20 protein-coding genes are annotated in these 23843 nt (G+C 66.0%); 11 read left to right on the plus strand and 9 right to left on the minus strand.

From position 1 onward, the window contains the following. Position 1: 1 nt before the first annotated feature. The 3 genes from ACG0Z6_RS16310 (at position 2) to ACG0Z6_RS16320 (ending at position 2491) form a co-directional block, all read left to right on the plus strand. Positions 2-658 carry an ABC transporter ATP-binding protein gene (locus tag ACG0Z6_RS16310; protein ID WP_394463347.1) on the plus strand — a complete coding sequence of 219 codons (657 nt, stop codon included), beginning with the start codon at positions 2-4 and terminating at the stop codon, positions 656-658. Then, a complete protein-coding gene (locus ACG0Z6_RS16315) occupies positions 655-1875 on the plus strand; it encodes an ABC transporter permease (protein WP_394463349.1) in 1221 nt (406 codons plus the stop codon). The genes ACG0Z6_RS16310 and ACG0Z6_RS16315 overlap by 4 nt, the downstream gene beginning before the upstream one ends. A gap of 166 nt (positions 1876-2041) precedes the next feature. Next, positions 2042-2491 (plus strand): DUF3299 domain-containing protein, encoded by a 450-nt coding sequence (locus ACG0Z6_RS16320; protein ID WP_394463351.1) that lies wholly within the window; start codon positions 2042-2044, stop codon positions 2489-2491. 25 nt (positions 2492-2516) lie between these two features. Here ACG0Z6_RS16320 and pdxH read toward each other — a convergent pair whose 3' ends face one another. After that, positions 2517-3155, minus strand: a complete 639-nt coding sequence (gene pdxH, locus ACG0Z6_RS16325; protein ID WP_394463352.1) for a pyridoxamine 5'-phosphate oxidase — start codon at positions 3153-3155, stop codon at positions 2517-2519. A gap of 166 nt (positions 3156-3321) precedes the next feature. On the opposite strand from pdxH, the gene ACG0Z6_RS16330 reads away from it, so the two are divergent. The 3 genes from ACG0Z6_RS16330 (at position 3322) to ACG0Z6_RS16340 (ending at position 6678) form a co-directional block, all read left to right on the plus strand. Then, positions 3322-4011, plus strand: a complete 690-nt coding sequence (locus ACG0Z6_RS16330; RefSeq protein ID WP_394463354.1) for a nucleotidyltransferase family protein — start codon at positions 3322-3324, stop codon at positions 4009-4011. Between the two features lie 160 nt (positions 4012-4171). Beyond that, positions 4172-5992, plus strand: coding sequence for a phosphogluconate dehydratase (gene edd, locus ACG0Z6_RS16335; protein WP_394463356.1), 1821 nt, complete (start codon positions 4172-4174; stop codon positions 5990-5992). Positions 5993-6042: 50 nt separating this feature from the next. Continuing rightward, complete coding sequence (locus tag ACG0Z6_RS16340) at positions 6043-6678, plus strand: bifunctional 4-hydroxy-2-oxoglutarate aldolase/2-dehydro-3-deoxy-phosphogluconate aldolase (protein WP_394463358.1); 636 nt, start codon at positions 6043-6045, stop codon at positions 6676-6678. 594 nt (positions 6679-7272) lie between these two features. Here ACG0Z6_RS16340 and ACG0Z6_RS16345 read toward each other — a convergent pair. After that, positions 7273-8247, minus strand: a complete 975-nt coding sequence (locus ACG0Z6_RS16345; RefSeq protein ID WP_394463360.1) for a DNA-binding protein — start codon at positions 8245-8247, stop codon at positions 7273-7275. A gap of 107 nt (positions 8248-8354) precedes the next feature. On the opposite strand from ACG0Z6_RS16345, the gene ACG0Z6_RS16350 reads away from it, so the two are divergent. Beyond that, entirely contained in the window at positions 8355-9449 is a 1095-nt protein-coding gene (locus tag ACG0Z6_RS16350) for a site-specific integrase (protein WP_394463362.1), read from the plus strand. A 417-nt stretch (positions 9450-9866) separates the two neighbouring features. Next, positions 9867-10067, plus strand: coding sequence for a hypothetical protein (locus ACG0Z6_RS16355; RefSeq protein ID WP_394463363.1), 201 nt, complete (start codon positions 9867-9869; stop codon positions 10065-10067). A gap of 59 nt (positions 10068-10126) precedes the next feature. Here the strand turns inward: ACG0Z6_RS16355 and ACG0Z6_RS16360 are convergent, their stop codons facing one another. Next, positions 10127-11737, minus strand: a complete 1611-nt coding sequence (locus ACG0Z6_RS16360; RefSeq protein WP_394463365.1) for a cyclic peptide export ABC transporter — start codon at positions 11735-11737, stop codon at positions 10127-10129. Further along, positions 11737-14136, minus strand: coding sequence for a penicillin acylase family protein (locus ACG0Z6_RS16365; protein ID WP_394463367.1), 2400 nt, complete (start codon positions 14134-14136; stop codon positions 11737-11739). The genes ACG0Z6_RS16360 and ACG0Z6_RS16365 overlap by 1 nt, the downstream gene beginning before the upstream one ends. Before the next feature lie 154 nt (positions 14137-14290). Here ACG0Z6_RS16365 and ACG0Z6_RS16370 point away from each other — a divergent pair, with 154 nt between their 5' ends. From ACG0Z6_RS16370 to ACG0Z6_RS16380, 3 genes are read left to right on the plus strand one after another with little or no spacing between them, the layout of a single operon-like run. After that, positions 14291-15763, plus strand: a complete 1473-nt coding sequence (locus ACG0Z6_RS16370; RefSeq protein ID WP_394463369.1) for a diaminobutyrate--2-oxoglutarate transaminase — start codon at positions 14291-14293, stop codon at positions 15761-15763. A gap of 23 nt (positions 15764-15786) precedes the next feature. After that, complete coding sequence (locus ACG0Z6_RS16375) at positions 15787-17994, plus strand: TonB-dependent siderophore receptor (RefSeq protein WP_394463372.1); 2208 nt, start codon at positions 15787-15789, stop codon at positions 17992-17994. A gap of 37 nt (positions 17995-18031) precedes the next feature. Further along, on the plus strand, positions 18032-19261 hold the full coding sequence (locus ACG0Z6_RS16380) for a PepSY-associated TM helix domain-containing protein (protein ID WP_394463374.1): 1230 nt from the start codon (positions 18032-18034) through the stop codon (positions 19259-19261). An 89-nt stretch (positions 19262-19350) separates the two neighbouring features. Here the strand turns inward: ACG0Z6_RS16380 and ACG0Z6_RS16385 are convergent, their stop codons facing one another. The 5 genes from ACG0Z6_RS16385 to ACG0Z6_RS16405 form a co-directional block, all read right to left on the minus strand. Then, entirely contained in the window at positions 19351-19803 is a 453-nt protein-coding gene (locus ACG0Z6_RS16385) for a hypothetical protein (RefSeq protein ID WP_394463377.1), read from the minus strand. Next, positions 19800-20624: an FAD:protein FMN transferase gene (locus ACG0Z6_RS16390; RefSeq protein WP_394463379.1), complete on the minus strand. Its 825-nt coding sequence runs from the start codon at positions 20622-20624 to the stop codon at positions 19800-19802. Before ACG0Z6_RS16390 ends, ACG0Z6_RS16385 begins: the two co-directional genes overlap by 4 nt. Before the next feature lie 14 nt (positions 20625-20638). Then, positions 20639-21184 carry an FMN-binding protein gene (locus tag ACG0Z6_RS16395; protein WP_394463381.1) on the minus strand — a complete coding sequence of 182 codons (546 nt, stop codon included), beginning with the start codon at positions 21182-21184 and terminating at the stop codon, positions 20639-20641. A gap of 14 nt (positions 21185-21198) precedes the next feature. Beyond that, a complete protein-coding gene (locus tag ACG0Z6_RS16400; protein ID WP_394463383.1) occupies positions 21199-22092 on the minus strand; it encodes a DUF6662 family protein in 894 nt (297 codons plus the stop codon). A gap of 521 nt (positions 22093-22613) precedes the next feature. Beyond that, on the minus strand, positions 22614-23843 hold a 1230-nt coding region (locus ACG0Z6_RS16405), incomplete at its 5' end, for a thioesterase domain-containing protein (protein ID WP_394463385.1).

Below are 23843 nucleotides of genomic sequence, written 5' to 3' on the forward strand. Positions count from 1 at the left end.
CATGATCGAACTGCAGGGGCTGCACTACCGCTACGCGCAAGGCCCGAACCTCCACTTCCCCGACTTTCAACTCGGCCCGGCTCCCGGCGTGCTGCTGCGCGGCGCGTCGGGCAGTGGCAAGTCCACCTTGCTGGCCCTCATGGCAGGGCTGCTCAGCGCCACGGGCGGTGTACTGCGCATGGCCGGCAGCGACTTGTCTGCCATGAACCCGCGCCAGCGCGATGCCTGGCGCGGTGCCAACCTGGGCTTTGTGCCGCAACGCCTACACCTCAGCGCGGCCCTGAGCGTGCGTGACAACCTGTGCCTGCCCTATCTGGCCGCAGGCTTGGCGGTGGACGGCGCGCGCGTGGAGGAACTACTGAGCACCCTGGGTTTGCAGAGCCTGGCGGCGCGGCGGCCCCACCAGCTCAGCCAAGGCCAAGCCCAGCGCGTGGCCCTGGCCCGTGCGCTGCTGCGCCGCCCACGCCTGCTGCTGGCTGACGAGCCCACCGCCAGTCTGGACGACGACCATGCCGCGGCCACTCTGGACTTGCTGCAGCAAGCCGCCGCCCAACACGGTGCCGTGCTGGTGCTGGCCACGCACGACAGCCGCGTGATGCAGCGCCTGGGCGCCGTGCTGCCCAGCCTCAGCTTGGCAAAGCTGGAGTACGCGCCATGAAAACCAGCCTGTGGCGCCTGGCTTGGCGCTATCTGTGGGCCAACCCGTTGGTGTCGGGTCTGAATCTCTTGTTGCTCAGCCTGGGGCTGGCAGCCATGAGCTTTGTGCTGCTGGTCAGCGAGCAGATTGAATCCGGGGTGCGTCGCGACTTGGCTGGGGTCGACCTCGTGGTGGGCGCCAAGGGCAGCCCCATGCAAATCATGCTGGCCGGTTTGTTCCATCTGGACACGCCCACCGGCAACATTCCTCTGGCGGCGCTCGAGCAGCTGCGCGCTCAGCCCCTGGTGGCCAGCGCCGTGCCGCTGTCGCTGGGGGATAGCTTCAAGGGCTACCGCATCGTTGGCAGCACCCATGACTACCCGGCGCTCTACCAAGCTCGCCTGACCCAAGGTCGGCTGTGGCAAGCGCCACTGGAAGCCGTGCTGGGCGCCGAAGTGGCCCGCGCCAGCGGCCTGGGCCTGGGCGACACCTTTGCCGGCAGCCATGGCCTGGGCGAGGGCGGCCATGAGCATGAGGAGCAGCGCTATCGCGTGGTGGGCGTGCTGGCGGGCAGCGGCAGTGTGCTGGACCGGCTGGTGCTCACCGATCTGGCCTCCATATGGGCAGTGCACGAAGACATGCATGGCCATGAGGAGGACGACCACCACGCCCATGATGCTGAGGCCACTCCGCGCCAGATCACCCTGGCGCTGGTGCGCTACCGCAGCCCCTTGGCGGCGGTCAGCCTGCCACGCTGGGTCAATGCCCAGGACGGGCTGCAGGCCGCGTCCCCAGCCCTCGAGACTGCCAGACTGCTGCGCATGGTGGGCGCGGGCACCGAAGTGCTGCGCGGCTTTGGCGTGGTGTTGCTGCTGGCAGCTGCGCTCTCCGTCTTCGTGGCCCTGCTGCATGCTGTGCGCGAACGCCAGACCGATTTGGCCATGCTACGCATGCTCGGCGCCCCACCGCAGCGTTTGGCCGGGCTCATCGCCGCCGAGGCGCTGTGGCTGGCTTTGCTGGCCAGCACCCTGGGCTTGGCCCTGGGCCACGGCTTGACGGCCGTGCTGGGCTGGGCTCTGGCGCAGCAGCAGTCTCTGAGTGTGGTGGGGCTTTGGTTCAGCCCCTGGGAGCTGAGTGTGCCGCTGCTGGCGCTGGGTCTGGCCCTGCTGAGCAGCGCATGGCCCGCATGGCGCGCCTACAGACTCGACGTGACCGAACTGCTGCAAGCGCCGCGGTGAGGCGGTGCACGCCATACGGCCGTTTGCAAGACAATCGCAACCCGTCAACGGTTCCAGGGCAAAGCCCATGTTTTTGAAACTTTCAGACCTGACGCGAACCCATACTTCTTGGCGGCGTATCGGGCCCAAGCTGAGTCTGTTGGCCTTGCTCGGGGTCTTGGGGGGAATGCCCGCGTGGGCACAGGCTCCCGTGCTGGGGCAGGGACCGGGCTACCACGACCCGCGCAGCCCCTTCAAGCCACTGCAGGAGCGCGAGGGCGTGTTGAGCTGGAAGCTGCTCTCTTCGGTGACCACCATCGCGGACAAAACCCGCGTGACGCCCAAATTCCCCACAGCGGTACAGGCGCTGCACCAAAAGGTGGTGCGGGTGCAGGGCTTCATGATGCCCCTGGAGCCGGGCGACAAGCAGCGGCACTTTCTGCTCTCTGCCGTGCCCACGAGCTGCAATTTTTGTGTTCCCGCCGGGCCCGAAGGGCTGGTAGAAGTGCGCAGCCTCAACGCCGTGCGTTACACCTTGGAGCCTGTGGTGGTCGAAGGGGTGCTGGCCGTTTTGCCGGACGACCCCTACGGGCTTTTCTACCGCATGGGCGAAGCCAAAGAAATCAAAGTGCGTTGACGAGCACTTGGGCTGTCGCGGCAGCTCAGGGCGCCAGGCGCTCGCGCAACCACTGCCCGTCTTCTTGCAGGCGGTAGCGCAGCCGGTCGTGCAGGCGCGAGCGGCGACCCTGCCAGAACTCCCAGCAATCGGCCCGCAGGCGGTAGCCGCCCCAGTGCGGTGGGCGCGGCGGATTCAGACCATGCTGCGCAGCCGCCTTGGCGGCCTGCGCCACCAGCACGGCCCGGGAATGGATGACCTCGCTCTGAGGTGAGGCCCAGGCTCCCAGGCGCGAATCCAGGGGGCGCGAGTGGTAGTAGGCGTCTGATTCAGCCTCGCTGATGGGCTCCACGCGGCCTTCGATACGCACCACCCGCTCCATATCCACCCAGTGAAATTGCAGAGCGGCCCAGGGGTTTTGGGCCAACTCTTGCCCTTTGCGGCTGTGGTAGTTCGTGAACCAAACAAGGCCACGCTCGTCCAGTCCCTTGATCAGCACAATGCGTGTCGACGGGCGGCCGTTGGGCCCCACGGTGGCCAGGGTCATGGCGTTGGGCTCATGCACACCAGCATCCATGGCTTGCTGAAGCCACTGCTGGAACTGTTGCACGGGCTCACTGAGCGCTTGGGTTTCCTCCAACTCGCCTAACTCATAACTCTTTCGCAGATGCGACAGCTCACTCATACAACCTCCCCAAGTCATCAATGTGCCCGACAGGTTTCGCCCTAGGCACTTGCCCGGTTAGTGAAGGTCCGGGTAGGCCGGGCTCTGTCGCTTAGGCATTCTGCCGCCAAAATCAGGCCAGACGGAGCCGGTGCGGCTGAGTCACTGGCAAGGCACGGGGGTACACATGGACAAGCGGCGACCTGCCGTCGTGGTGTTGGCGGCGGGGCGAGGGCATCGGTTTGCGGGCACGGGGCACAAACTCACGCAAAGCCTTGGTGACAGCACGGTGATTGAGCGCGTGCTGGGCACGGCCATCGGCATGCAGTCCAGGGTGGTGGTGGTGACGTCGGTCGATTTGGCGGATGTCGTGACCCAGCACATTGCCGCGCGCGACGTGGTGCTGCTGCCTGAGGCGCAAAGCCCGTCTGGAGAGTCCGCAAACGGGCCTGGCATGGGCGACTCCATCGCAGCCGGCGTCGCCGCCACGGGTGACGCCGACGGCTGGCTCATCTTGCCCGCCGACATGCCCCTGGTGCGCTTGTCCAGCCTGCACGCCGTGGCGGACGCGCTGCTGCACCATCCCATTGCCTATGCACAGCACCGCGGTCGGCAGGGGCACCCCGTGGGGTTTGGCACTGAGCTCTACTCCGAGCTGACAGCTCTGCGCGGCGACCTGGGCGCCCGGCGCTTGCTGGCGCGCTACCCCGCGCAGGCCGTGGAGTTGGACGACCCCGGCGTGCTGCTGGACATTGACACCCTGGACGACCTCACCCGTGTTCGCGCGCTGCTGAGCGAGCAAGTCCCCGCTGCTGAGTCTGGCCACAGCGAATTTGAAACGCTGCCCGTAGCCGCACGCACCATTTCAGCCGCCTGATGCCCGGCGCCCTTGGGCGCCCCAAAAACCGCACCTGAGCGCAGACCGCCCGCGCGTCCAGCGGAGGGGCTTTCTGTACCCCTTTGGTAACCGCGTTTTCCCTCGGGTCATGTAATATGGTTACCAACTTTAACCATGCTGAGTTACATCAGAAGCAAGCATGAACACGACCCTCCAAACCGTCACCGAGCGGATTCGCGCACGCAGTGCCGCGCTGCGCGCGCGGTATCTGGAGCAACTCCAGCACCACGCGCAGCGCCCGCCCGGGGCCCAGCGCCTGGGCTGCGCCAATGTGGCACACGCCTTTGCTGCCTTGCCAGGGCAAGACAAATTCCGCGTGGTTGCTGAAAAGGCCCCGCACCTGGCGGTGGTCACGGCCTACAACGATGTGCTGTCAGCCCACCAGCCCTATGAAAGCTACCCGGCCTTGATTCGGGAGCAAGCCCGCGCACTGGGCGCCACGGTACAGGTGGCTGGCGGCGTGCCGGCCATGTGCGATGGCGTCACCCAAGGTACGCCGGGCATGGAGTTGAGCCTGTTCTCGCGCGACACGATTGCCATGAGCACGGCCATCGCGCTGAGCCACGATGTGTTTGACGCCGCGCTGCTGCTGGGCATTTGCGACAAGATCGTGCCCGGGCTCTTGATTGGCGCTTTGCACTTCGGCCATCTGCCCTGCGTGTTTGTACCCGCCGGGCCCATGGGGTCGGGCCTGTCCAACTCCGACAAAGCCCGTGTGCGCGAGCTCTATGCCCAAGGCAAAGTAGGGCGCCAGGAGTTGTTGGAGGCCGAGAGTGCGGCCTACCACGGCGCGGGCACTTGTACCTTTTACGGCACAGCCAACAGCAACCAGATGCTGCTGGAAGCCATGGGCCTGCACGTGCCCGGCGCGGCCTTTGTGCCGCCCAATACCGATGTGCGCGAGCAACTCACCCGCGAGGCCGTGCGCCAGGCCCTGCGCATTCATGCACGCTCAGCCCAAAGCGCGCCCATTGGGCAGGTGGTGGACGAGCGCTGTATCGTCAACGCCATGGTGGCCTTGCTGGCCACGGGGGGCTCGACCAACCACCTCATCCACTGGGTGGCCGTGGCGCGTTCGGCGGGCCATTTGATCGACTGGAGCGACTTTGCCGAACTCTCCAGCGTCGTGCCGCTGCTGGCGCGGGTCTACCCCAACGGCAGCGCCGATGTGAACCAGTTCCAAGAGGCAGGCGGCCCGAGTTTTGTGATTCGCGAGCTGCTGGGAGCAGGGCTGATGCACGAGGATGTGCTGACCATCGCCGGGCCCAGCTTGCAGACGTATGGGCAGCGCCTCGCGGGCGGGGGCAAGGAGGCTTTGCGCTGGGAGGATTGGCCTGCGCAGAGCAGCGACACCAGCGTGGTGCGCACCGCGGCAGAGCCCTTCTCGGCCACAGGTGGGCTCAAATTGCTGGAAGGCAATCTGGGCCGCGCGGTGATCAAAATCTCCGCCGTTCCTGAGGATAGGCACGTGGTGGAAGCGCCAGCGCGCGTGTTCGACAGCCAAGAAGCCATGCAAGCCGCTTTCAAGGCTGGCGAGCTGGCGCAGGACGTGGTGGTGGTGGTGCGCTTCCAAGGCCCGCAGGCCAACGGCATGCCCGAGCTGCACAAGCTCACCCCGCCGCTGGCCGTGCTGCAAGGGCAGGGCTACCGCGTGGCTTTGGTCACCGATGGGCGCATGAGTGGCGCATCGGGCAAGGTGCCCGCAGCCATCCACGTCAGCCCCGAGGCCTTGGCCGGAGGACCGCTGGCGCGGCTGCGTGACGGCGACATCGTGCGCGTGGACGGCAAGAGCGGGCAGCTGCTGGCGCTCGTGGATGCGGCCCAGTGGGCGCAGCGCGAGGTTCAAACCATTCGCCCCGAAGCCGTGGCCGACAACGCCGCCGGGCTGGGGCGCGAACTCTTCAGTGGCATGCGCCGCAATGTGCGCAGCGCGGAAGAGGGCGCCGTCAGCTGGCTGTGACGTGCGCCCCTTTTACAGCAAGACCTTTGGTAACTTGGTGAAGGACCGACATGCTTCTCGATACCCAAACCCTGGCTGAACACGGCCCGGTGATTCCTGTCATCGTGGTGAACCGCCTGGAGCACGCCGTGCCGCTGGCACAGGCCTTGGTGGCCGGTGGTGTGCGCGTGCTCGAAGTCACGCTGCGCACACCCGTGGCGCTGCGCGCCATGGAGGCCATTGCCCGCGCCGTGCCCGAGGCTATCGTCGGTGCAGGCACGCTGCGCAGCGTGGCCGACGTGGTGTCCGCACGCGACGCGGGCTGCCAGTTCGGCGTGAGCCCTGGCTTTACCGAGGCCCTGGGCGAGGCAGCTCGCATGCACGAGCTGCCGCTGCTGCCCGGCGTGGCTACCCCCAGCGATGTGCTGCGCGCCAACGCGGCGGGCTACCGCTTCCTCAAGCTCTTTCCCGCCACGGCAGTGGGCGGCACCGCCTTGCTCAAAGCCCTGCAAGGCCCGTTCCCAGACGTGAGCTTTTGCCCCACGGGCGGCATCACACCGCAAAGCGCGCCCGAGTTCCTGGCGCTGCCCAATGTGCGGGTCTGCGGCGGCTCCTGGCTGACACCGCAAGACGCCTTGGACGCGGGGGATTGGGCCCGCATTGGGCAGCTGGCTCGCCAGACTCACGCGCTGCGCACCGCGCGCTGAGTCATGCTGGCGCCGCGACAGGCCATTTCGGTGGCCTGTACGTCAATCCTCATCATTGGCTGGCTTTGGCGTGCGAAAAGCGAAGGTTTACATAATACACATTGTCATGCATCTACACCGAACGCTTTGTGGCTCTCGACAAGGGGTGGCCACAAGAAACGGAAAATTCTGTACGTTAAGCCGTGTTGATCTAAGCGGTGAAAAAATTATCAGGTTGGAGAATTAGGGGCCGGGAGATGGCGGGGCTGCGGCGCCGACTTCCTCCAGCCAGGACTTCGTCATCTCGCGAATCAGCCCGGAGGCGGTGTTGAGGCTCATCGGCTGAGTCGGCAGGACTGCAGCGCATATGTTGTACATCTGGCAGTTCGGAGAGACCTCCGAGCACGTCCGCCTGAATGTTCAGCGTGTGCGCCGTAACAGAATGAGCGCATCGGCTGAACAATTGGCTGGATTCCAGCGCACAGGCTGAACATTTCCCATGTCTGAGGCGCGCCCGCTCTACAACTGAAGCGAATGCTTCAAGCGCGCAGGCTGTACATCTGAAGCAGCCGGGTCTGCGGATCGAGTGTGCGGATATAGGCGGTGTCGGTCAGCCTAAGGCTTCCCCTTGTCGGAAGCGACTGCCGCAGCGCGGTTTCTCGGCTGTCGGCGCGCGGGACCCAATTCTGAAACGATCTTCTTCACCAGCGCCTCCTGAGCCGTCGCTTGCGCGACCGCCTGTTGAGCTTGAGCCAGGGCGACTTCCAGTTCCTGCAACTTCACCTCCTGTTGGGCCAGGCGCGTCTGCAGCTCCTGTTCACGCTGCGCCGACTCGGCCCGCTGCGCTCCGAGCTTGGCTTGCACAGCGTTCAGCTGTTCATTCGCGCTGATCTCTGCCTTGAGCGAGGCCTCGAAGCGCTTCGCGATGGACTCGACGGCCTTTTCTGCCTTGGCGCGCAGCCCGCGCTCACGATCGATCTCAAGCGCTGCGCGCCGCTCGGCACCATGGGCGCGCTCGTCCGCCATGGTGATGGCGTTGTCTGCGCGCGCCCGCTCGGCGCCGGCGGTTTGACGGGCCTCCGTGACCGCGGCATGCAGTTCAGTGCATTGCCGGTCCGCCGCTTCCGCACGCGCCGTCGTGGCGGCATGCCGAACGCGTTCGGCTTCCAGCGTCGCCTGCAGTTCGCTCAGCTGCGTCTGGAGGTGGGAGACCTTCAAGTTGGCGGCGAGCGCCGCGGCTTCCGCCTCAGCTGCCCGCGCCATTCCGGCTTCGACGTTGGCCGTTGCGGCGGCCAACCCTTCCCGCACCTGGATCTCGACGTCGCGTCTGGCCTCAGCCTGGGCGACCTCCCAGAAATGCGAGGCCGCCTGCATGACGGGATCCGGGACTTCCGGCGGTGGCGAGAACGATCCGGGATCTTTGAGTCGGCCGCCGAGGTGCTTGAACCAGGTATCCAGAAACGGCCCCACCGTGTTCGGCGAGCCGCTGCCGACCTTCTGGCGCACGCGCTCGATCGTGGGCCGAGCGCCCTCGAGCAACAGAGCGTCACAGGCCTTCCAGACGTCTTCTTGGCTGATTCCGCGCGGCATATTGGCACTCCTTGATTTCAACCCTGCCCCGGGTGTAGACTAGTCACGATAAATGATGCTTACCGAGACTAGTTTCTAATTTGCGTTATATATCGTACATTCAATGTATGCAAATTGCTGAAATCCTTCCCGCCACAATGGATCCGCTCGAGCTCGCCGCGCGGCGTGCAGCCCTGGACCCAGCCGCTTTGGACGAGGTCGCCGAAGCCGCCGAAGCCGCGCTGCTGCGCGAGGGAGAAAGCGAAAACACGCTGCGCAGCTACCGGACGGCGCTGCGGTACTGGGCGGCCTGGTTTCAGCTGCGCTATGGAACCCCGATCGCCCTGCCCGTGTCCGTGCCGACGGTCGTCCAGTTCGTCGTGGACCATGCGCAGCGACAGGATGGCAACGGCGCGCTGGCCCATGAACTACCGGATGACCTCGATCAAGCGCTGGTCGACGGGGGCTTCAAAGCGAAGCTCGGTGCGCCGGCACTGGCGACCGTGATCCACCGCGTGGCCGTGCTGTCAAAGGTCCATCAGTTACGCGACGTGGCCAATCCTTGCGAACAGCCGCGCGTGCGTGAACTCCTCTCCAAAGCCAGAAGGGCCTATGCGAAGCGCGGCGCCCTTCCCCGCAAGAAACCGGCGCTGACCAAGGAGCCGCTCGAGGCGTTGCTCGAGACCTGCGATGACTCGCTGACGGGGTTGCGTGATCGCGCGCTGCTGCTGTTTGCGTTCTCGAGCGGCGGTCGCCGGCGCTCTGAAGTGACGAGCGCGACAATCGAGAACACGGTGCGAGAAGCCGACGATCGCTTCGTTTTCACTTTGCAGTTCTCGAAGACAAACCAATCAGGCGAGGATCGCGCGGAGAACGACAAGCTCATCGTCGGTCGCGCAGCGCACACGCTCGCAGCCTGGCTGGCCGCCGCGCAGATCAGCGAGGGCGCCCTCTTCCGGCGCGTGCGGCGCGGCGACAAGATCGGCGAGCCGCTGGCCGCTGCAGCGGTCAACGACATCGTCAAGAAGCGCTGCGCGCTCGCGGGGTTGAGCGAGAAGTTTTCTGCTCACTCGCTACGGTCGGGCTTCGTGACGGAAGCTGGACGCCAAGGTGTGCCGCTAGGCGAGACGATGGCCATGACCGGACACCGGTCGATCGCTTCGGTCACGGGATACTTCCGAGCAGTTCAAACGGAGCCCAAAGGCGCCAGGCTTCTCGAGTGATGGCTGTCCTCCCGTGCGCACTCTGCAGACCAAGCTCGACATGTTGACGAAATCGTTGGATCTTGGTCAGTATGTCGCGGTCCAAGTTCGTACCCCGGCTGCGCGTTGCCAGGATCACATCTCGGGGAGTGGCGCGCGTTCACGCGTTATTGGCGACGGGGCCAATTCGCCCACCTCCCGTCGGGTCCTCGTTGGCCACGCGGCCAGCCACTCCCGTGGCGCCCTATCGGTGCCGGGATAGACAGGCCCAGTGCCGGATCGCAAGGGATCACCACATCGGCACATCATGCGGCGCGGATATCGGGCGGGCTCGGTTGGCAAACTGATGTCTCGTGGCTTGTGTCTATCGACATTTGCTCGACAAAAGTGTTGAGCTCCCTGACCGCTTCCAGTAACTGCCCCAAGGATTCGAGCGCGATGGCCTCGGTACTGCGTGCTTCGCAAAGCATCTTTCGGAGATCCTCGGGAAAACCGACGGCCGTCGAGGTCGGTCGTTCGCTGGCCGAGTTCTACGGCCGGCAGGCGCCGTGGGAAGAGGTCCGGCCATTCATCGAATGCCTCTTCCGACTTTCGCCCGATGCGACGCGAGCATCACCCGGCGACTTCTCCGCGGAGTGAATGGCGAGGCTCGAATGCTCATAGGTCGCCCGCCCGACGTCGACCGAACTCGCCCTCCTCTACCCCACATTCACGACCTTGCCGTTCTCCATGCGGATCACCTGGTCGGCAAGATCGAAGTAGCGATCATCATGGCTGATCACGAGTACCGTCTTCCCTTGCGCACGGAGCTCGGGTAATAGCTCCCGATAAAAAACGTCCTTGAACACTGGGTCCTGGTCCGCTGCCCATTCGTCGAACACGAGGAATGGGCGGTCCTCGAGATACGAGACCACCAGCGCGAGGCGCTTGCGCTGCCCCTGCGACAGCGCCCGCGTCGTGAAGGCACCATCGCGCACCTGGACCTTGTTCCGAAGGTGCAGCTTCTCGAGCAGACGATTGCCGATGGTGTCGACCTCGGTGCCCGGCGCGGCGAGCAGCCGATCGAACAGGTGGAAGTCGGAAAAGATCGCCGAGAAGCATTGCCTGTAGGCGATACGGTCCTCATCGTCGACCGGATTGCCGTTGACCACGATGCGCCCTGCTTCGGGCTGGTACAAGCCCACGATCAGCTTCGCCAAGGTGGTCTTGCCGCTGCCATTCCCGCCGACGAGGAAGGTCAACTGGCCCGGCTCGAAGCGCAGGTCGATGGGTCCGAGCGTGAAGACCTCGTCCGAGGCTTCGTGGTAGTAACGATGCTGCACCCCCTCGAGGGCGACCGTCACGGCTCGGGGCGGCTCGGCTGGAACCCTCGAATCGGCGCCAGGCAGTCCATGGATGACGTCGTCGATGCGTTGCGCTGAGGAGCGCGCCAGATTGGCCTTGGGCAGGTTGACCAGCAGCATCTCGAGCGGGGCCACCATGTAGACAAAGACAAGCGCGAAGCCGGTCATGACCTTTGCCCGATCGGGCGCGTCTCCCACGAGGACGAAGAGCACCAGTCCGATGAAGGCATAGATCAGGAAGTTGCCCCAGCTGGCCGACGCGACAAAGATCGACATGCCATGCGCGCGCTCGCGCCTGACGGCTTCCACGGAGGCGCCGAGCACGTCCGCGGAAAAGCGCTGACTCTTGGGGTGATTGAGCCGAAGCTCCTTCGCACCTTCGACCAGCGAACGGAAGTGATCGAACAGCCGGTCCTGCTCCCGCGAGGCCTCGTCCAGATGCCGGATCGCCTTCAGGTGCGCCAGGTGATAGCCCAATGAACCGAGCGCGATCACCAGCACGCCCAGCAGGAACACCGGCCACGAGAGCCAGGCCATATAGACGAGACAACCGATGACGATGATCGCGTTCGTGAGGATGGTCGGTACGCTCGTGAAGAACTCGGCAACCTTGGCGCTGTGATCGGACAGTGCCGAAAGTACCTTGGGGCTGCCGACCTCCTCAAGTCGCCGGAAGTCGGCCGTCAGCACCCGCCCAGAGATGAATCCGCGCAAGCTCGCGTGCGCGCTCTGGCTGAGCCGTTCGAACATGACCGACGCCACCATCTGGGTCGCCATCGCGATCACCGCGAAGATCGCGAAGCGCAGCGCCGACTCGGTCCGCGCGTCGCCCTGTGAGGCGGTGAGCGCCGCGTTGATCTGCGTCAGCAGCAACACGCTAAACACGCCTGCCAGGGAGCTCGTTGCGGCGGCCGCGATCAGCAGCCGCCGCGAGCGCTGCACCAGATGGGGAAGTACGCCTACCATCAGGGACGAAGCTCGGTCAGGCGAGTCGCCGGATCACGTGCGATCTCTTCTTCGCTGAATGGGAAGCGCAGCCATTCCTTGCGTGCATAGCGGCGCACCGGGCCACTTCCCTGTCCGCTCTCCAGCGCCGTTTCGCGCTGGCCGTGAGCCAGCATCGTGTGAGCCTCCACACCGGCACGCGTGAAGCGCACGACCTGCAGATAGCTGTTGGCGACCGAGTTCGGCCCCATCTCGTCGCTGCCGTCGTCGTTGCAGATCACGGTGAAGTAGCCGGCATCGTGGCAGCCGCCGTACAGGGGCAGGCGGTCACTGCCGACGCGCACGAAGCGCCGCGAGCCGAGGGGCGCGTCGAGGGCCCGCTTGTCCTTTCGGAAGGTCGCGATCGTGTCGAGCAGCGCCTGAGCGACGCGCGGGTCCGCGCCCTTGGGGCGCGCCGGCGTATCGAGTGGCGCCTGGCTCGAGAACGGCTCCTTGTACAGCTCCGGTGCCGGGATCGCCTGGACCTTGGCCCAGAACGCTTCCCAGAGCAGCGCGCCGCGGTCCTGCGCGTCACCGCTGTTGGCCCAGCGGCGAAGGATCCGGCAGGCGGCGATGACATCGGCCTTGCGCGCCGCGTCGCAGACGGGAGCGAGCAGTTCGACCTTGTAGAGCTCGGCGGAATGCACGCGAGGATGCAGAGACTCGCGCATCAGGCGCCGACCCACCTGCTGCGACGAAGGATCGTCGAGCGTGGCCAATTGCAGGGCCAGGCGATGGCCGAGGCGCGAACGCACGGACTGGTGCTCGCGCTCTCCGCCGAGCACCATCGGGAAGCCCTCGAGCGGCTTGGCCGGATTCGTCAGCCAATAGCTGTCGTTCATGTTCGCCACATAGTCTTCGCGCAGAAGGCTGGGCAGCCCGTCGGCGGGAATGGTGCCCGCTTGAACGGCCGCGGGATCGTGCTGCCAATCGCACTCGGCCCGGCTTCCGTCGAGGAACGGCGTGATCGAGTCGATCTGGGCGAAACCCTCGGTCAGCGGCGTCGTGCAGCGGGCGCGCAAGGCATCCGGCACATTGGGCACGGTGCCGATGTCCGCGTACCAGACGCGCCCGTCGTCGCGGCCGATCGCCGCGGTGTAGACCCATGGCACCGCCACCTCGCGGCGCTGAATCGCGATGAAGTCGTCGAGCGATTTCGCCTGGTTCCAGAAGAAGTAGTTGCGGAAAACGCGCGCGTTCTCCGCGTTGACGTCCCTGACCGCGATCGCATTGGTCTCGCCCCAGCCGAATGCGGGATCCTTGGCGCCGAAGTCGGCGACGTAGCCGAAGCGCGTCCGATAGACGGTGCGACTTTGCTGCGTCAGCTTGCCGTCGGTGCCGACGACGTCGATGGACACGGGCACGGGCTGCATCCGCTCGATCTTGTCGCCGACGCGATAGCTCGTCGGCTCGCCGGCCACCAGCGACAGATCGAACAGTCCGAAGCGACGCGCCTCGGACACCGTGTGGCTCCAGGCGACCTGCTCGTTGAAGCCCATCATGACGACGGGAATGCCGAGGAAGGCCGCCCCCGCGACATTGAGCTTCCCGGGGATGGTCAGGTGCATCTGGTAGAAGCGATCCGGCCCGCCCCAGTACCAGTGAGGATTGCCCAGCAGGACGCTGCTCTCGCCGCCGGTCGCCTGCTTGCCGAAGGCAAGCATATTGCTGCCCACGCCGGCCTGGTCGCCTACCCGATGCGCGAACAGCGAACGCATCGCGTCGCGTCCACTCTGCGTCGATGCGGCGGCCCTGGGTTGTGCACCGCCGGTGCCCGGCGGACGTGCGTTGACCAGCTCGGGGATGAAGTTCATGTAGCCGCCGGCGAGCCCGGCCGCGATCATGCGTCGGTAAAGGTCGGTCGGCTCGATCTCGCGAACCCAGGGCTCGTTCACGCAGGCCGGACGTTGTGCCGAAGAGGCGCGTCGAGCGGCACCGAGATAGCGGTTGTAGCCTGCGGCGAAGCCGTCGATCAGCGCCTTGAAGTCGGCGGGTTGCTGCGCACGGTACTTCTCGACCGCGTCCTGATCCGCCGTTACGCGGAAGAAGACGTCGAGGTCGATGTTCTTCTGCAGCCCGAACGTCGAAGCTCGCGAAGCTCGTTCGTCCGCGCCGAAGTAGCGCGAGCGTCGTCCCTCGAAGGTGACGAACGCTTCCGCAAGCGTGCACAGCGCATCTTCGGCCTGCGCATAGCCCACTCCGATGCCGAGTCCGCGCCAGTCCTGCGCCTTGATGTGCGGCAGCCCATCGGTCGTGCGTCGCACCTCGACACCGTGACCACGTTCATCGGCGTTCGCCTGGGCCTGAGTGCCGCCCAGGCAGGCCGCGGCCGCCGCAATCGCCAGGGCTCCGCGAGCCCGCCCAAAGTCTCTTCTGTGCATGTCTGCTCCACGATCGAATGAGTCAATGAAGCAGACGAACCTGCGCGGAGATTGTTCAAAGCCCGCGTCACTTCGACTTTGAACATTTCCTTCACTCAGACGTCTATCCGTCATGGCGACTCGTTCTGATTCGCTTGCAGTCTGAGGAGTTGTCATGTCGACCCAACCCGTTACTCGTGATCACAAGCTGGCCTCCGAAGCGCTTTCCAGGCGCCACAACGCGCTGGCCCAACCGTACGTCCTCGAGAAGAATCCGCTGCTGATCCGGCAGGAGGCGCGCGAATCGAACGCTCGCAGCTACCCCCGCCGGTTACCCCTGGCGCTCAAGCGGGCGCACGGGATCTATGTCGAGGACGTCGAAGGCCGCGTCTTCATCGATTGCCTGGCCGGTGCCGGCACGCTGGCGCTCGGCCACAACCACCCCGTCGTCATCGCGGCGATCCGTGACGTCCTCGACGAGGGCCTGCCGCTGCACACGCTCGATCTGACGACGCCGGTCAAGGATCGGTTCGTTCAGGACCTGTTCGACATCCTGCCGCCTGACTTCTCGCGCCAGGCCAAGATCCAATTCTGCGGCCCCAGCGGCGCCGACGCGGTCGAAGCCGCGCTGAAGCTCGTCAAGATCGCCACCGGCCGCGGCACCATGCTCGCGTTCCAGGGCGCCTATCACGGCATGACGCAAGGTGCGCTGAACCTCATGGGCAGCCTCGGCCCGAAGCGGCCGCTCAATGGCTCGCTGCAAGGCGTCCAGTTCCTGCCCTACCCCTATGACTACCGATGCCCGTTCGGCCTCGGCGGCGACGCCGGCGTGCAGGCCGGCATGCGCTACATCGAGACGGTGCTGACCGATCCCGAAGGCGGCGTGCCCGCGCCGGCCGGCATGATCTTCGAAGCCGTGCAGGGCGAAGGCGGCGTCATTCCCGCGCCCGATGCGTGGGTGCAAGGCATGCGGGACCTGACCACGGCCGCCGGCGTGCCGCTGATCATCGACGAGGTGCAGACCGGCTTTGGCCGCACGGGCAAGTGGTTCGCTTTCGAGCACGCGGGCATCACGCCCGACGTCATTGTCTTGTCCAAGGCGATCGGCGGCAGCCTGCCGCTGTCCGTCGTCGTGTATCGCGAAGAACTCGACCTGTGGAAGCCCGGTGCGCATGCGGGCACCTTCCGGGGCAACCAGATGGCGATGGCTGCCGGCTCGGCCACGCTCGGATTCATCAAGGCCGAAGCGCTGCATGAACACGCCGCCCGCATGGGCGAGCGGCTCATGCGGCAGCTGACGCAGTTGCAGACGGACTTCCCGCAGCTTGGCGACGTGCGCGGGCGTGGCCTGATGGTCGGTGTCGAGGTCGTGGAGCGCGACGACACCTCCGCCGCGCCCCTCCCCGCCGCGCCGGCGCTGGCATCGGCGATCCAAGCCGAGTGCCTGAAGCGCGGCCTGATCATCGAGCTCGGCGGCCGTCACGGCAGCGTCGTGCGATTCCTCCCGCCCCTGATCATCGAAGCGGCTCAGATCGACCATGTCGTCGAGATCTTCGCTGCCGCGGTCGCCGCGGCCCTGCGAACGCGCGCTGATTCCGAGCATCGCGGCGCGCCGCGCGCGGCGCCCATCCTTTCCTCCACTTCCTGAGTTGCCCCCAGGCACGGTCTTCCATGTCCCCGAAGAATCCTCGCACCCGCCCCACCCTCTCGCGACATTCCATCGTCGCCATGGCCGCCCAGGCGGCACTCTGTGGTGGAACCCTGTTGACCGCGGCGCAAGCACAGACCCCCGAGCCAGCCACCGAAAGTTCATTGCCGCTGGTGAAGGTTCGGGCTGGTCGCGATGATGAAACCGCCTCCGGTGCGGTCGGCGGTCTTGCAGCCCGTCGCAGCGCGACCGCGACCAAGACCGATACGCTGCTGTCCGAAACGCCACGCTCGATCTCGGTGATCACGCGCGAACAGATCGAGGCGCAGAACCCGCTGACGATGCATGAAGCGCTCGGCTATACGCCCGGCGTCTTCGCGCCGCCGCTGGCGACCTCGTCGGTCGATTCGACCTCGAGCTTTTCGGTCCGCGGCTTCCGCGCCAGCGACGGCGAGGTGTTCTTCCAGGACGGAACGCGTGCCAAGTTCTCCGGATGGTGGAGCTACAACGGCTACGAGCCCTATGCGTTCGAGCGCATCGAGGTGCTGCGCGGACCGGCCTCGATCCTGTATGGACAGGGCCAGCCCAACGGCACGATCAACATGGTCTCGAAACGACCCACAACGTCCGCGTTGCGCGAACTCGGCGCGGAAGTTGGAAGCTTCTCGCAGAAGAAGCTGACGGCCGATGTCAGCGGTGCATTGGACGATGCCGGCATCTGGAGCTACCGCGTGACCGCTCTCGCGCGCGACGGCGGAACGCAGATCGAGCATGCCCAGGACAACCGCCTGTTCCTGGCTGCGGCACTTGCCTGGCGTCCCTCGGCAAAGACCGAGCTGATCCTGCGAGCGAGCGTTCAGCGCAACGAGGGCGAGCCGAACAACAATCTGCCGGCCGAGGGTACCTTGCTCGCCAATCCGAACGGCAAGATTCCGCGTCATCGCGCCATCAACGCGAACAACGACGCCCACTATGACAGTAAGAATCTCGGCTGGGAGTTCGAACACAGGCTCGACGATGTCTGGACCATGCGTTCGGTCATGCGCATGAACCAAACGACCGGTCGGCGCGAAGCAGCGAAGTTCATTGGACTCGGTGATGACAAGCGCACCGCGCAACGCAGCGTCACGAACTACTGGTCGCTGGGCGGCAACTACAACGTCACGCTAGACAACAACGTGCAGGCGCGCTTTTCGACGGGATCCGTCGAGCATCTGGTCCTGGCCGGCCTCGACTACGCAAGGCAGAAGGACGGCTGGCAGCTTGGCGATGGGACGGCGGCGCCGCTCGATCTCTTCAACCCGGTCTACACGCCCGTGACCTACCTGCGTACGCCGGTATGGGAGCGCACCGCGAATGACCAGCAGTTGGGCCTCTATGTGCAGGACCAGCTGAAGATCGACAAGCGCTGGATCGTCTCGATCGGCGGTCGCAAGGACTGGGCGAAGAACTGGACCTTGTCCGGCGACCCGGGCGCCGCCGTGTCCGACGGCCCGACCCAGAAGGATGACGCGCTGACATGGCAAACAGGCGCGGCTTACGTGTTCGATGGCGGCCTGACGCCCTACCTCAGCTATGCGGAGTCCTATGTGCCGACGCTCGGCACGAATCTGACGGGCCAGTTCCTGAAGCCGGAAACGGGTCGGCAGTATGAGGCCGGGCTCAAGTACCAGCCGGTTAACGGCAGGCTGTCGGTCACGGCTGCGGTCTTCGACATCCTCCGCCAGAACGTGCTCGGTCCTGATCCCGCCAACCCGAACAACCGCTTGCAGCGCGGCGAGGTTGCCTCGCGCGGCTTCGAGTTCGAAGCGCGCGGAGAGCTCTCGCGTGAGCTCAGCCTGATCGGCAGCTACGCGTACACAAAGACCGAGGTCACGAAGAGCGACCAGGCCGATCGCGGCAAGGAGCTGATGCAGTCGCCCCGCCATGCCGGATCGTTGTGGCTGGACTACGCGCCGAGCGACGTCGCAGGTCTCAGCATCGGCGCAGGGGTTCGATATGTCGGCGCGACATGGGGCGACGACGTCAATACGTTGCGGGTGCCAGGCTACACGCTGGTCGACCTGGCACTGCGTTACGACCTCGGCAAGCTGAACGGCAGCCTCAAGGGCACGCAAGCCTATCTGAACGTCAAGAACCTGACCGACAAGACCTACCTGACCTGCTTCTACGGCAATTGCCTCTACGGCATCGAACGCAGTGTCGCTGCGGGTCTGCGCTACCAGTGGTGATCCTGCGCGTCCGGGCGAGCGCGGCACGCCGGTCGTGATGCGACTGCTGTTGGTCCGGCTGCATCGCTGGCTCGGCTTGGCGACGGCAATCTTTCTTGCCTTCGCCGGGCTGACCGGCAGCCTGATCGCGTTCCAGCCGGAGCTCGATGCGTGGCTCAATCCGCAACTCTTTCGCGTCGACGCGGCGCGTCCGTCGTTGTCGATCGAGCGGTTGGCGGCCGAAGTCGAACGCGCAGACCCGACGGTCATGGCGACCTTCATCATGCCCGCGCAGAGGCCGGGCAGTTCGACGCTGGTCACGGTGGAGCCGCGCATCGATCCCGCGACCGGCTCGCCGTATCCCGCCCGGTACAACCAGGTCTTCGTCGACCCCGCGACGGGAACCGTGCTAGGCGCCAGGCTCTACGGGGCTTGGCGCTTCGACACCCAGCATCTGCTTCCGTTCATCGTCGTGCTGCACTACTCGCTGCACATACCGGACCGCTGGGGCGATCTGCTGCTCGGCATCGTCGCGGTCGTGTGGCTGTTCGACAGCGTCATCGGCTTCTGGCTGACCCTTCCGGTGCGATCGCTAAGCACCAGCCGATCCTGGTGGCAGCGTTGGAAGCCCTCCTGGCAGATCAAGCGAGCGGCGGGCGCTGTGCGCTTGAACTTCGATCTTCATCGCGCAGGCGGGCTCTGGCTGTGGGGACTGCTCATTGCGATGGCGCTAACCAGCATCGCGATGAACCTCGGTCGGGAAGTGTTCGTTCCTGCCGTCGAACTCTTCGGCGTTGTGACGCCTAGCCCACTCGCGGCGCTCACGGAGCCCGAGCACAAGCCCGAAGCCGCTCCTGTCGAGCAGCCCCCGATCGGATGGGATGCGGCCGTCGTGGAGGCGCGTCGGAACGCGCCGGCGCATGCATCGGACTGGTCGGTCCACAGCATCTACTTCGCCGCCGAGCAGCGGGTCTACGAAGTCACGCTGATCGAACCTGGCGACCACGACACAGCTCTGCGGCTGGGGCGCGAACGCTTCTTCATCGACGGCAACACCGGTGAGCGCGTGGCCCACCGGAGCTATGACGACAGCACGGCCGCGGACAAGTTCCTCGCGTGGCAGTACCCCCTGCACAGCGGGCAGATCGGAGGTCTGGCCGGACGCATCGTCGTCTGCCTGCTGGGCCTGGCCGTATGCATGCTGTCGATCACCGGCATCGTTATCTGGGCACGCAAGCGCCGAGCGCGCCAGCACCAGGCGCATCGTAGCGCGCAGGTGCTGGCTTAGCTGGCGGCCTACGCGCGCCGATGGCGCAGCGTCCCTCGACCGAGATGCGCGTTTCTTGCTGTGGGCACAATTCCCAATTCTTGGTGAGCTCAGCGCTTGGCGGTCCCGTACCGTCGGCGCAGCCGTCGTCCGCGCACCCAATGCCAGGCGAGCGTCACCAGCAGCAGCGCTCCGCCGGCCAGGTGGCCGTAGCCAAACCAGTTGCCGAGCTCGGCATCGCCGCTGTAGTAGATGCCGACGGCGGTACCGGCCAGCGCGCAGAGCAGCAGCGCGAGCGCGAGGCCGCTGCGCCGATGCTGTCGGCGGCGCCAGCCGGCGCGCATGTGGATGCTCCAGAGCGCCCCGCAAAACAACATCAGCATGAAGCCGGCCAGCGCATGGCAGGCGCTGCCCCAGGTCCGGACGGCGCCCGCGGCGTGCCAGCCGAGCTCGAGCTCGGCGCGCATTTCGAGCGTCGTCGTCGCCAGCAGGAGCCCGGTCACACCGAGCACGACCGAAGCCGCACCGAGCAGGCGCGGGAACCAGCGCGGATAACCCTTCATGCAGCCTCCGGGACCTGGGCGGGATCGACCAGCAGGCCGCCCAGCGCGGCGACCAGTTCGGCGCGAGATCCGTCGGGCGCGCAGGCCGCGACCTTGGTCAACGCGTCGGCTCGCCACGCGCGCCGCGCGAGCACCGTCCAGATGCCCGGCCGAGCCGGCCGTTCGGTCGGACCGAGCACGAGCGCCGGGAACGCGTCGCGATCGTGCTCGCCCGGTTCGACGCGCGAGCTCGCGATCGCCGCGCCGCACAGCGAACCGAGCGCGGTGCGCCGGCCATCGAGCTCGCGGCGGTCGATCGGCGCTTCCAGCGATCCGAAGGCGCGCAGATCGCCGCCCGCGTTGACCAGACCGGCAGCGACGCCGTGGCGGCGCAGTGCCTCGACCGCCAGGTCGACGGCAAAGCCCTTGGCGATGCCGTCCAGCGTCAGCCGGATCGGCCGCGCGAGTCGGGCCGCGCCGTCCCGGATCTCGATGTCGTCCGCGCGGCCGCGCGGCAGCGGTGCCGGCCCGCCGTGATCGGGCAGACGGCCGGCAGCGACGAGCGCGCCGCCGACCGTGCAATCGAAGAGACCGCGGCTCGTGCGCGTCAGCGCTCGGGCCAGGCGCAGCAATCGCTCGGAGTCGCGATCGAGCGCAACCGTCGCGCCGGTGTTCAGCCGCGTCAGCAGGCTCTGCGGATCCTGAAAGCTCCACAGGGCGGCACTGCGGGCGAGACTCGCGAAAGCGCAGGCGAACGCCGCCTCGGGGTCAGGTCTTGCCTCGATGGCGACCTCGATATAGCAGCCCATGAGCGGGCGCATGCGGCGCAGCAGCATCTTCATCGGTCCCGGTCCGGTCAGCCGGCTTCGACGAGGAACAGCTTGTGAATCGCGAGCAGACGCTTCACGCCGTCGGTCACGTTGCGGCAGGACAGCGTCGCGCCGCTGATGTTCGGCACGTCCTCGTCGAGCTTGAACGGATCGGCGAGCGTCTTGCCGGCGAAGCGCTTGCGCCAGGCGGCGTCGCGGATCTGGCCGCCGTGCGTCTCCCGATAGCTGATCACCTCGACGCCGAGCACCGACCCGTCGGGCGCGATGCCGGTCGCATAGGTGATGAACTCGTGCTTGCCGATCACCTCGTCGACGATGAACCAGCCGACCAGCTTGCCGTCGCGCTCGGCGCGCCAGATCTTCTGCTCGTCCCAGCGCTGGCGCACGCCGCTGGCCGCCTTGATGCGGTCGCGCTGAGCCTCGCCGAGCTTCAGCGGGCGCGCCTCGAAATTCTTCGCGGCCGGGAACAGCAGCGTCTGCGCCTGGGCGACCGTCAGATAGTCGGTCGCATGGGCGGGCAGCGCGATCGCCGCGACCGGCAGCAGGAAGGCCCGCAGTCCGCGTGACGCCATGACGGAGACCCCGCTCAGAAGTTGTAGCCGATCTTCAGACGCACCTCGTTGCGCGTCTTCTCGATCAGGTGCAGGTGGCGCTGGGTCTGGCCCTCGTACTTCTCGCCACCGCCGCGGATCTGGCGGAACAGCGTCAGCGTGCCCCACCACTTGGGGCCGCCGTAGTGGATCGACGGGCCGCCGAACAGCGACCAGCGCTCGAGGCCGACCTCGGTCTCGTATTCCGATTCGCGCAGCAGCTCGGCGCCGACATACCAGCTCGGCGCGAAGCGGTAGGACAGGCCGGTGCCGAGCTTGGTCGAGATCTCCATCTCGGGCTCGGTCGGCCAGTCGAAGCCCTCGGGCAGGTTGGCGATCGCCTTGCGCTTCTCGTAGGCGGCGCGCAGGCCGATGTTGGCGACCCAGGTCAGCTGGCCTTCGAGGAAGTACTTCTGCGCCTGCAACTCGGTCTCGATCTCGTATTCCTTTTTCTTCTGACCCGAGTGGCGGTCGAGCATGCCGTATTCGAACGAGGCGATGCCCGACAGGCCGAAGTCGTCCTTGGCCGGGCTCAGGAAGTTGTACTTGACGCCGACTTCGATGCTCTGCGGGCGCAGGCCGCGCTTGCGCTCCTGCGGCAGATAGCCGTCGATGATCAGGCCCGAGGTGTTGATGCTCATCATGTTGAGCTCGGCCGACACCTGGAAGCGATCGGTCACGCCGTACTCGAGCTCGGTCTTGGTGTCCATCGCGCGGTACTTGCCGGAGCCTTTGTCCGAACGCTGCGTGAACCACTGGTAGGCCTCGAGCGCGCCCTTGGGCAGGACTTCGGCGCCACGCACATAACCGAGCAGGTTCTCGTCGGCGTGCGCGGGCTGGACGAGGGCGAGCGCAGCCAGTACGGCTCCGCAAAGGAGGTTCTTGTTCATGGGTGTGGAGATGCGATCAGGACGGAGCGGCATCGGTGCCGATCCGGAAGGATGGGCACTGTAATGCGAACAACTCGTATTTGCATCCCTATTGTTGCTGTAGCACAACCGACTAGCCATTCCACGTTGGCAAGCATTGAAGCCCGCTTGCATCGCGAGGCTCGCTCAACTCGAGCGCCTGTCGATAGTGCGAAAACGCCGAACGCGCGTCGGACACGGCCCTCGACCAGCGCGATCTGATCGGGTGCGAGTACGGGGGCGGCCGCAGGACCGCGGCAGCCCGCTGAAGCGCGGGTTCGTAGTAGCAGCGCTCGAGTACGGCCTGTGCGCCGGACTTGCAATCAATCTGTCGACCCTTAGTCGCGATTCTCAGATCGGTTTTCAGTTCAGCGTAAAGGTGTGCTGCCCTAACTCGGATTGCCGGCGGCATGCTTCTGCCGGTGCCGAGCAGGTCCATCAAAGCGGTACAGCGCCGTTCCCATTCCTCGAGCGAAGCGGACACCTTTGCCAGCTCGGCAATGTCAGCCGATTCGCCCATAGAGCTCCTTCCCGTAGCACCTTTCGCTTGCCTCCAGACACTCTCGCAGCTCGGCAAGAAAGCCCGGATTGACCAGCAGCGAACGGTGATCACAGGCATCCACGACACGGTCGAGAAGCAGCTTGGAAAGCTCGGACCAGTCCCTTACCTCGGCCGACTTTCGTGTCAGAGTGTCGTCGGCGTGCCAAGCATGGATCGGCAGCTCGCAGGGTTCCCAACAGTAGCGGCGCATCATGATCGAATGACCGATGCCAGCGAAGGCCGCGAATTCCTCGGAGCCGAGCGCCGGCCCGTCGAGCGGCAACGGGCTCCATTGTTTCCGAACCAAGTCCTGTATGAGTGCCTTCTCGCCCGGTTCGAGCGGATCGAGCAAGCGTCGCCAATGCGGGGCCATACGCGACTGCTCGCGCCATGTCGCGAACGCTTCGTCGAAGCGCAGGGCTTCGCCCCCCTCCGTCGCGGCGTAAGCGCCGACCGGATGGCAGACATCGAGCATGCCGACGAACGCTACCGGGATCCGGTCCTTCAGCTGTCGTCCCACTTCGTAGGCCAAGTCGCCGCCGGATGACCAGCCGAGCAAGGCCACAGGTCCTCTCTCGCCAAGTTCGAGCACCTGCTCCGCGTAGCGAGCAGCGAGCTCTTCGAAGCGCCAGGCCTTCCACCGCGCGCGCGACAGCGTATAGCAGTCGAATGTGTACACGGCTCGGTCGCCAGCGACGGCTTTCACGATGCCGTCGTACTCGGTCCGATTGACATGAAGCCCCGGGAAGCAGAACAGCGGTACGCCACGAGCTACGCCGCCACGACGGGCGGCTCGGAGGTCATCTTGTTCGCGTGTTCCGCAAGGGTCAGGCGTTGCGATCATTTGAGCCTGCTCGCGCAGGACGGAGTTCTGGATCGCCTCCCCCACCGACAGCGTGCCGGAGCCGAAGCGCGCATCGCACGCAGCGACGATCCGAAGCGCGGCCAGCGAATGCCCGCCGATCTCGAAGAAGTTGTCGTGGCGTCCGACCCGCTCGATGCCGAGCACCTCGGCCCAGATCGCCGCGAGCTGCTCCTCGACCTCTCCCTGCGGCGCCTCGTACACCCGCTCGATCCCCTGCGGCTGCGGCAGCGCCTTGCGATCCACCTTGCCGTTGGCGTTCAGCGGCAGCCCGTCGAGCCTCACGATCAGCGCCGGCACCATGTACTCGGGCAGCTGTCGCGCCAGCGC

The organism is Roseateles rivi, from assembly GCF_043555845.1.
Classification (GTDB): domain Bacteria; phylum Pseudomonadota; class Gammaproteobacteria; order Burkholderiales; family Burkholderiaceae_C; genus Roseateles; species Roseateles rivi.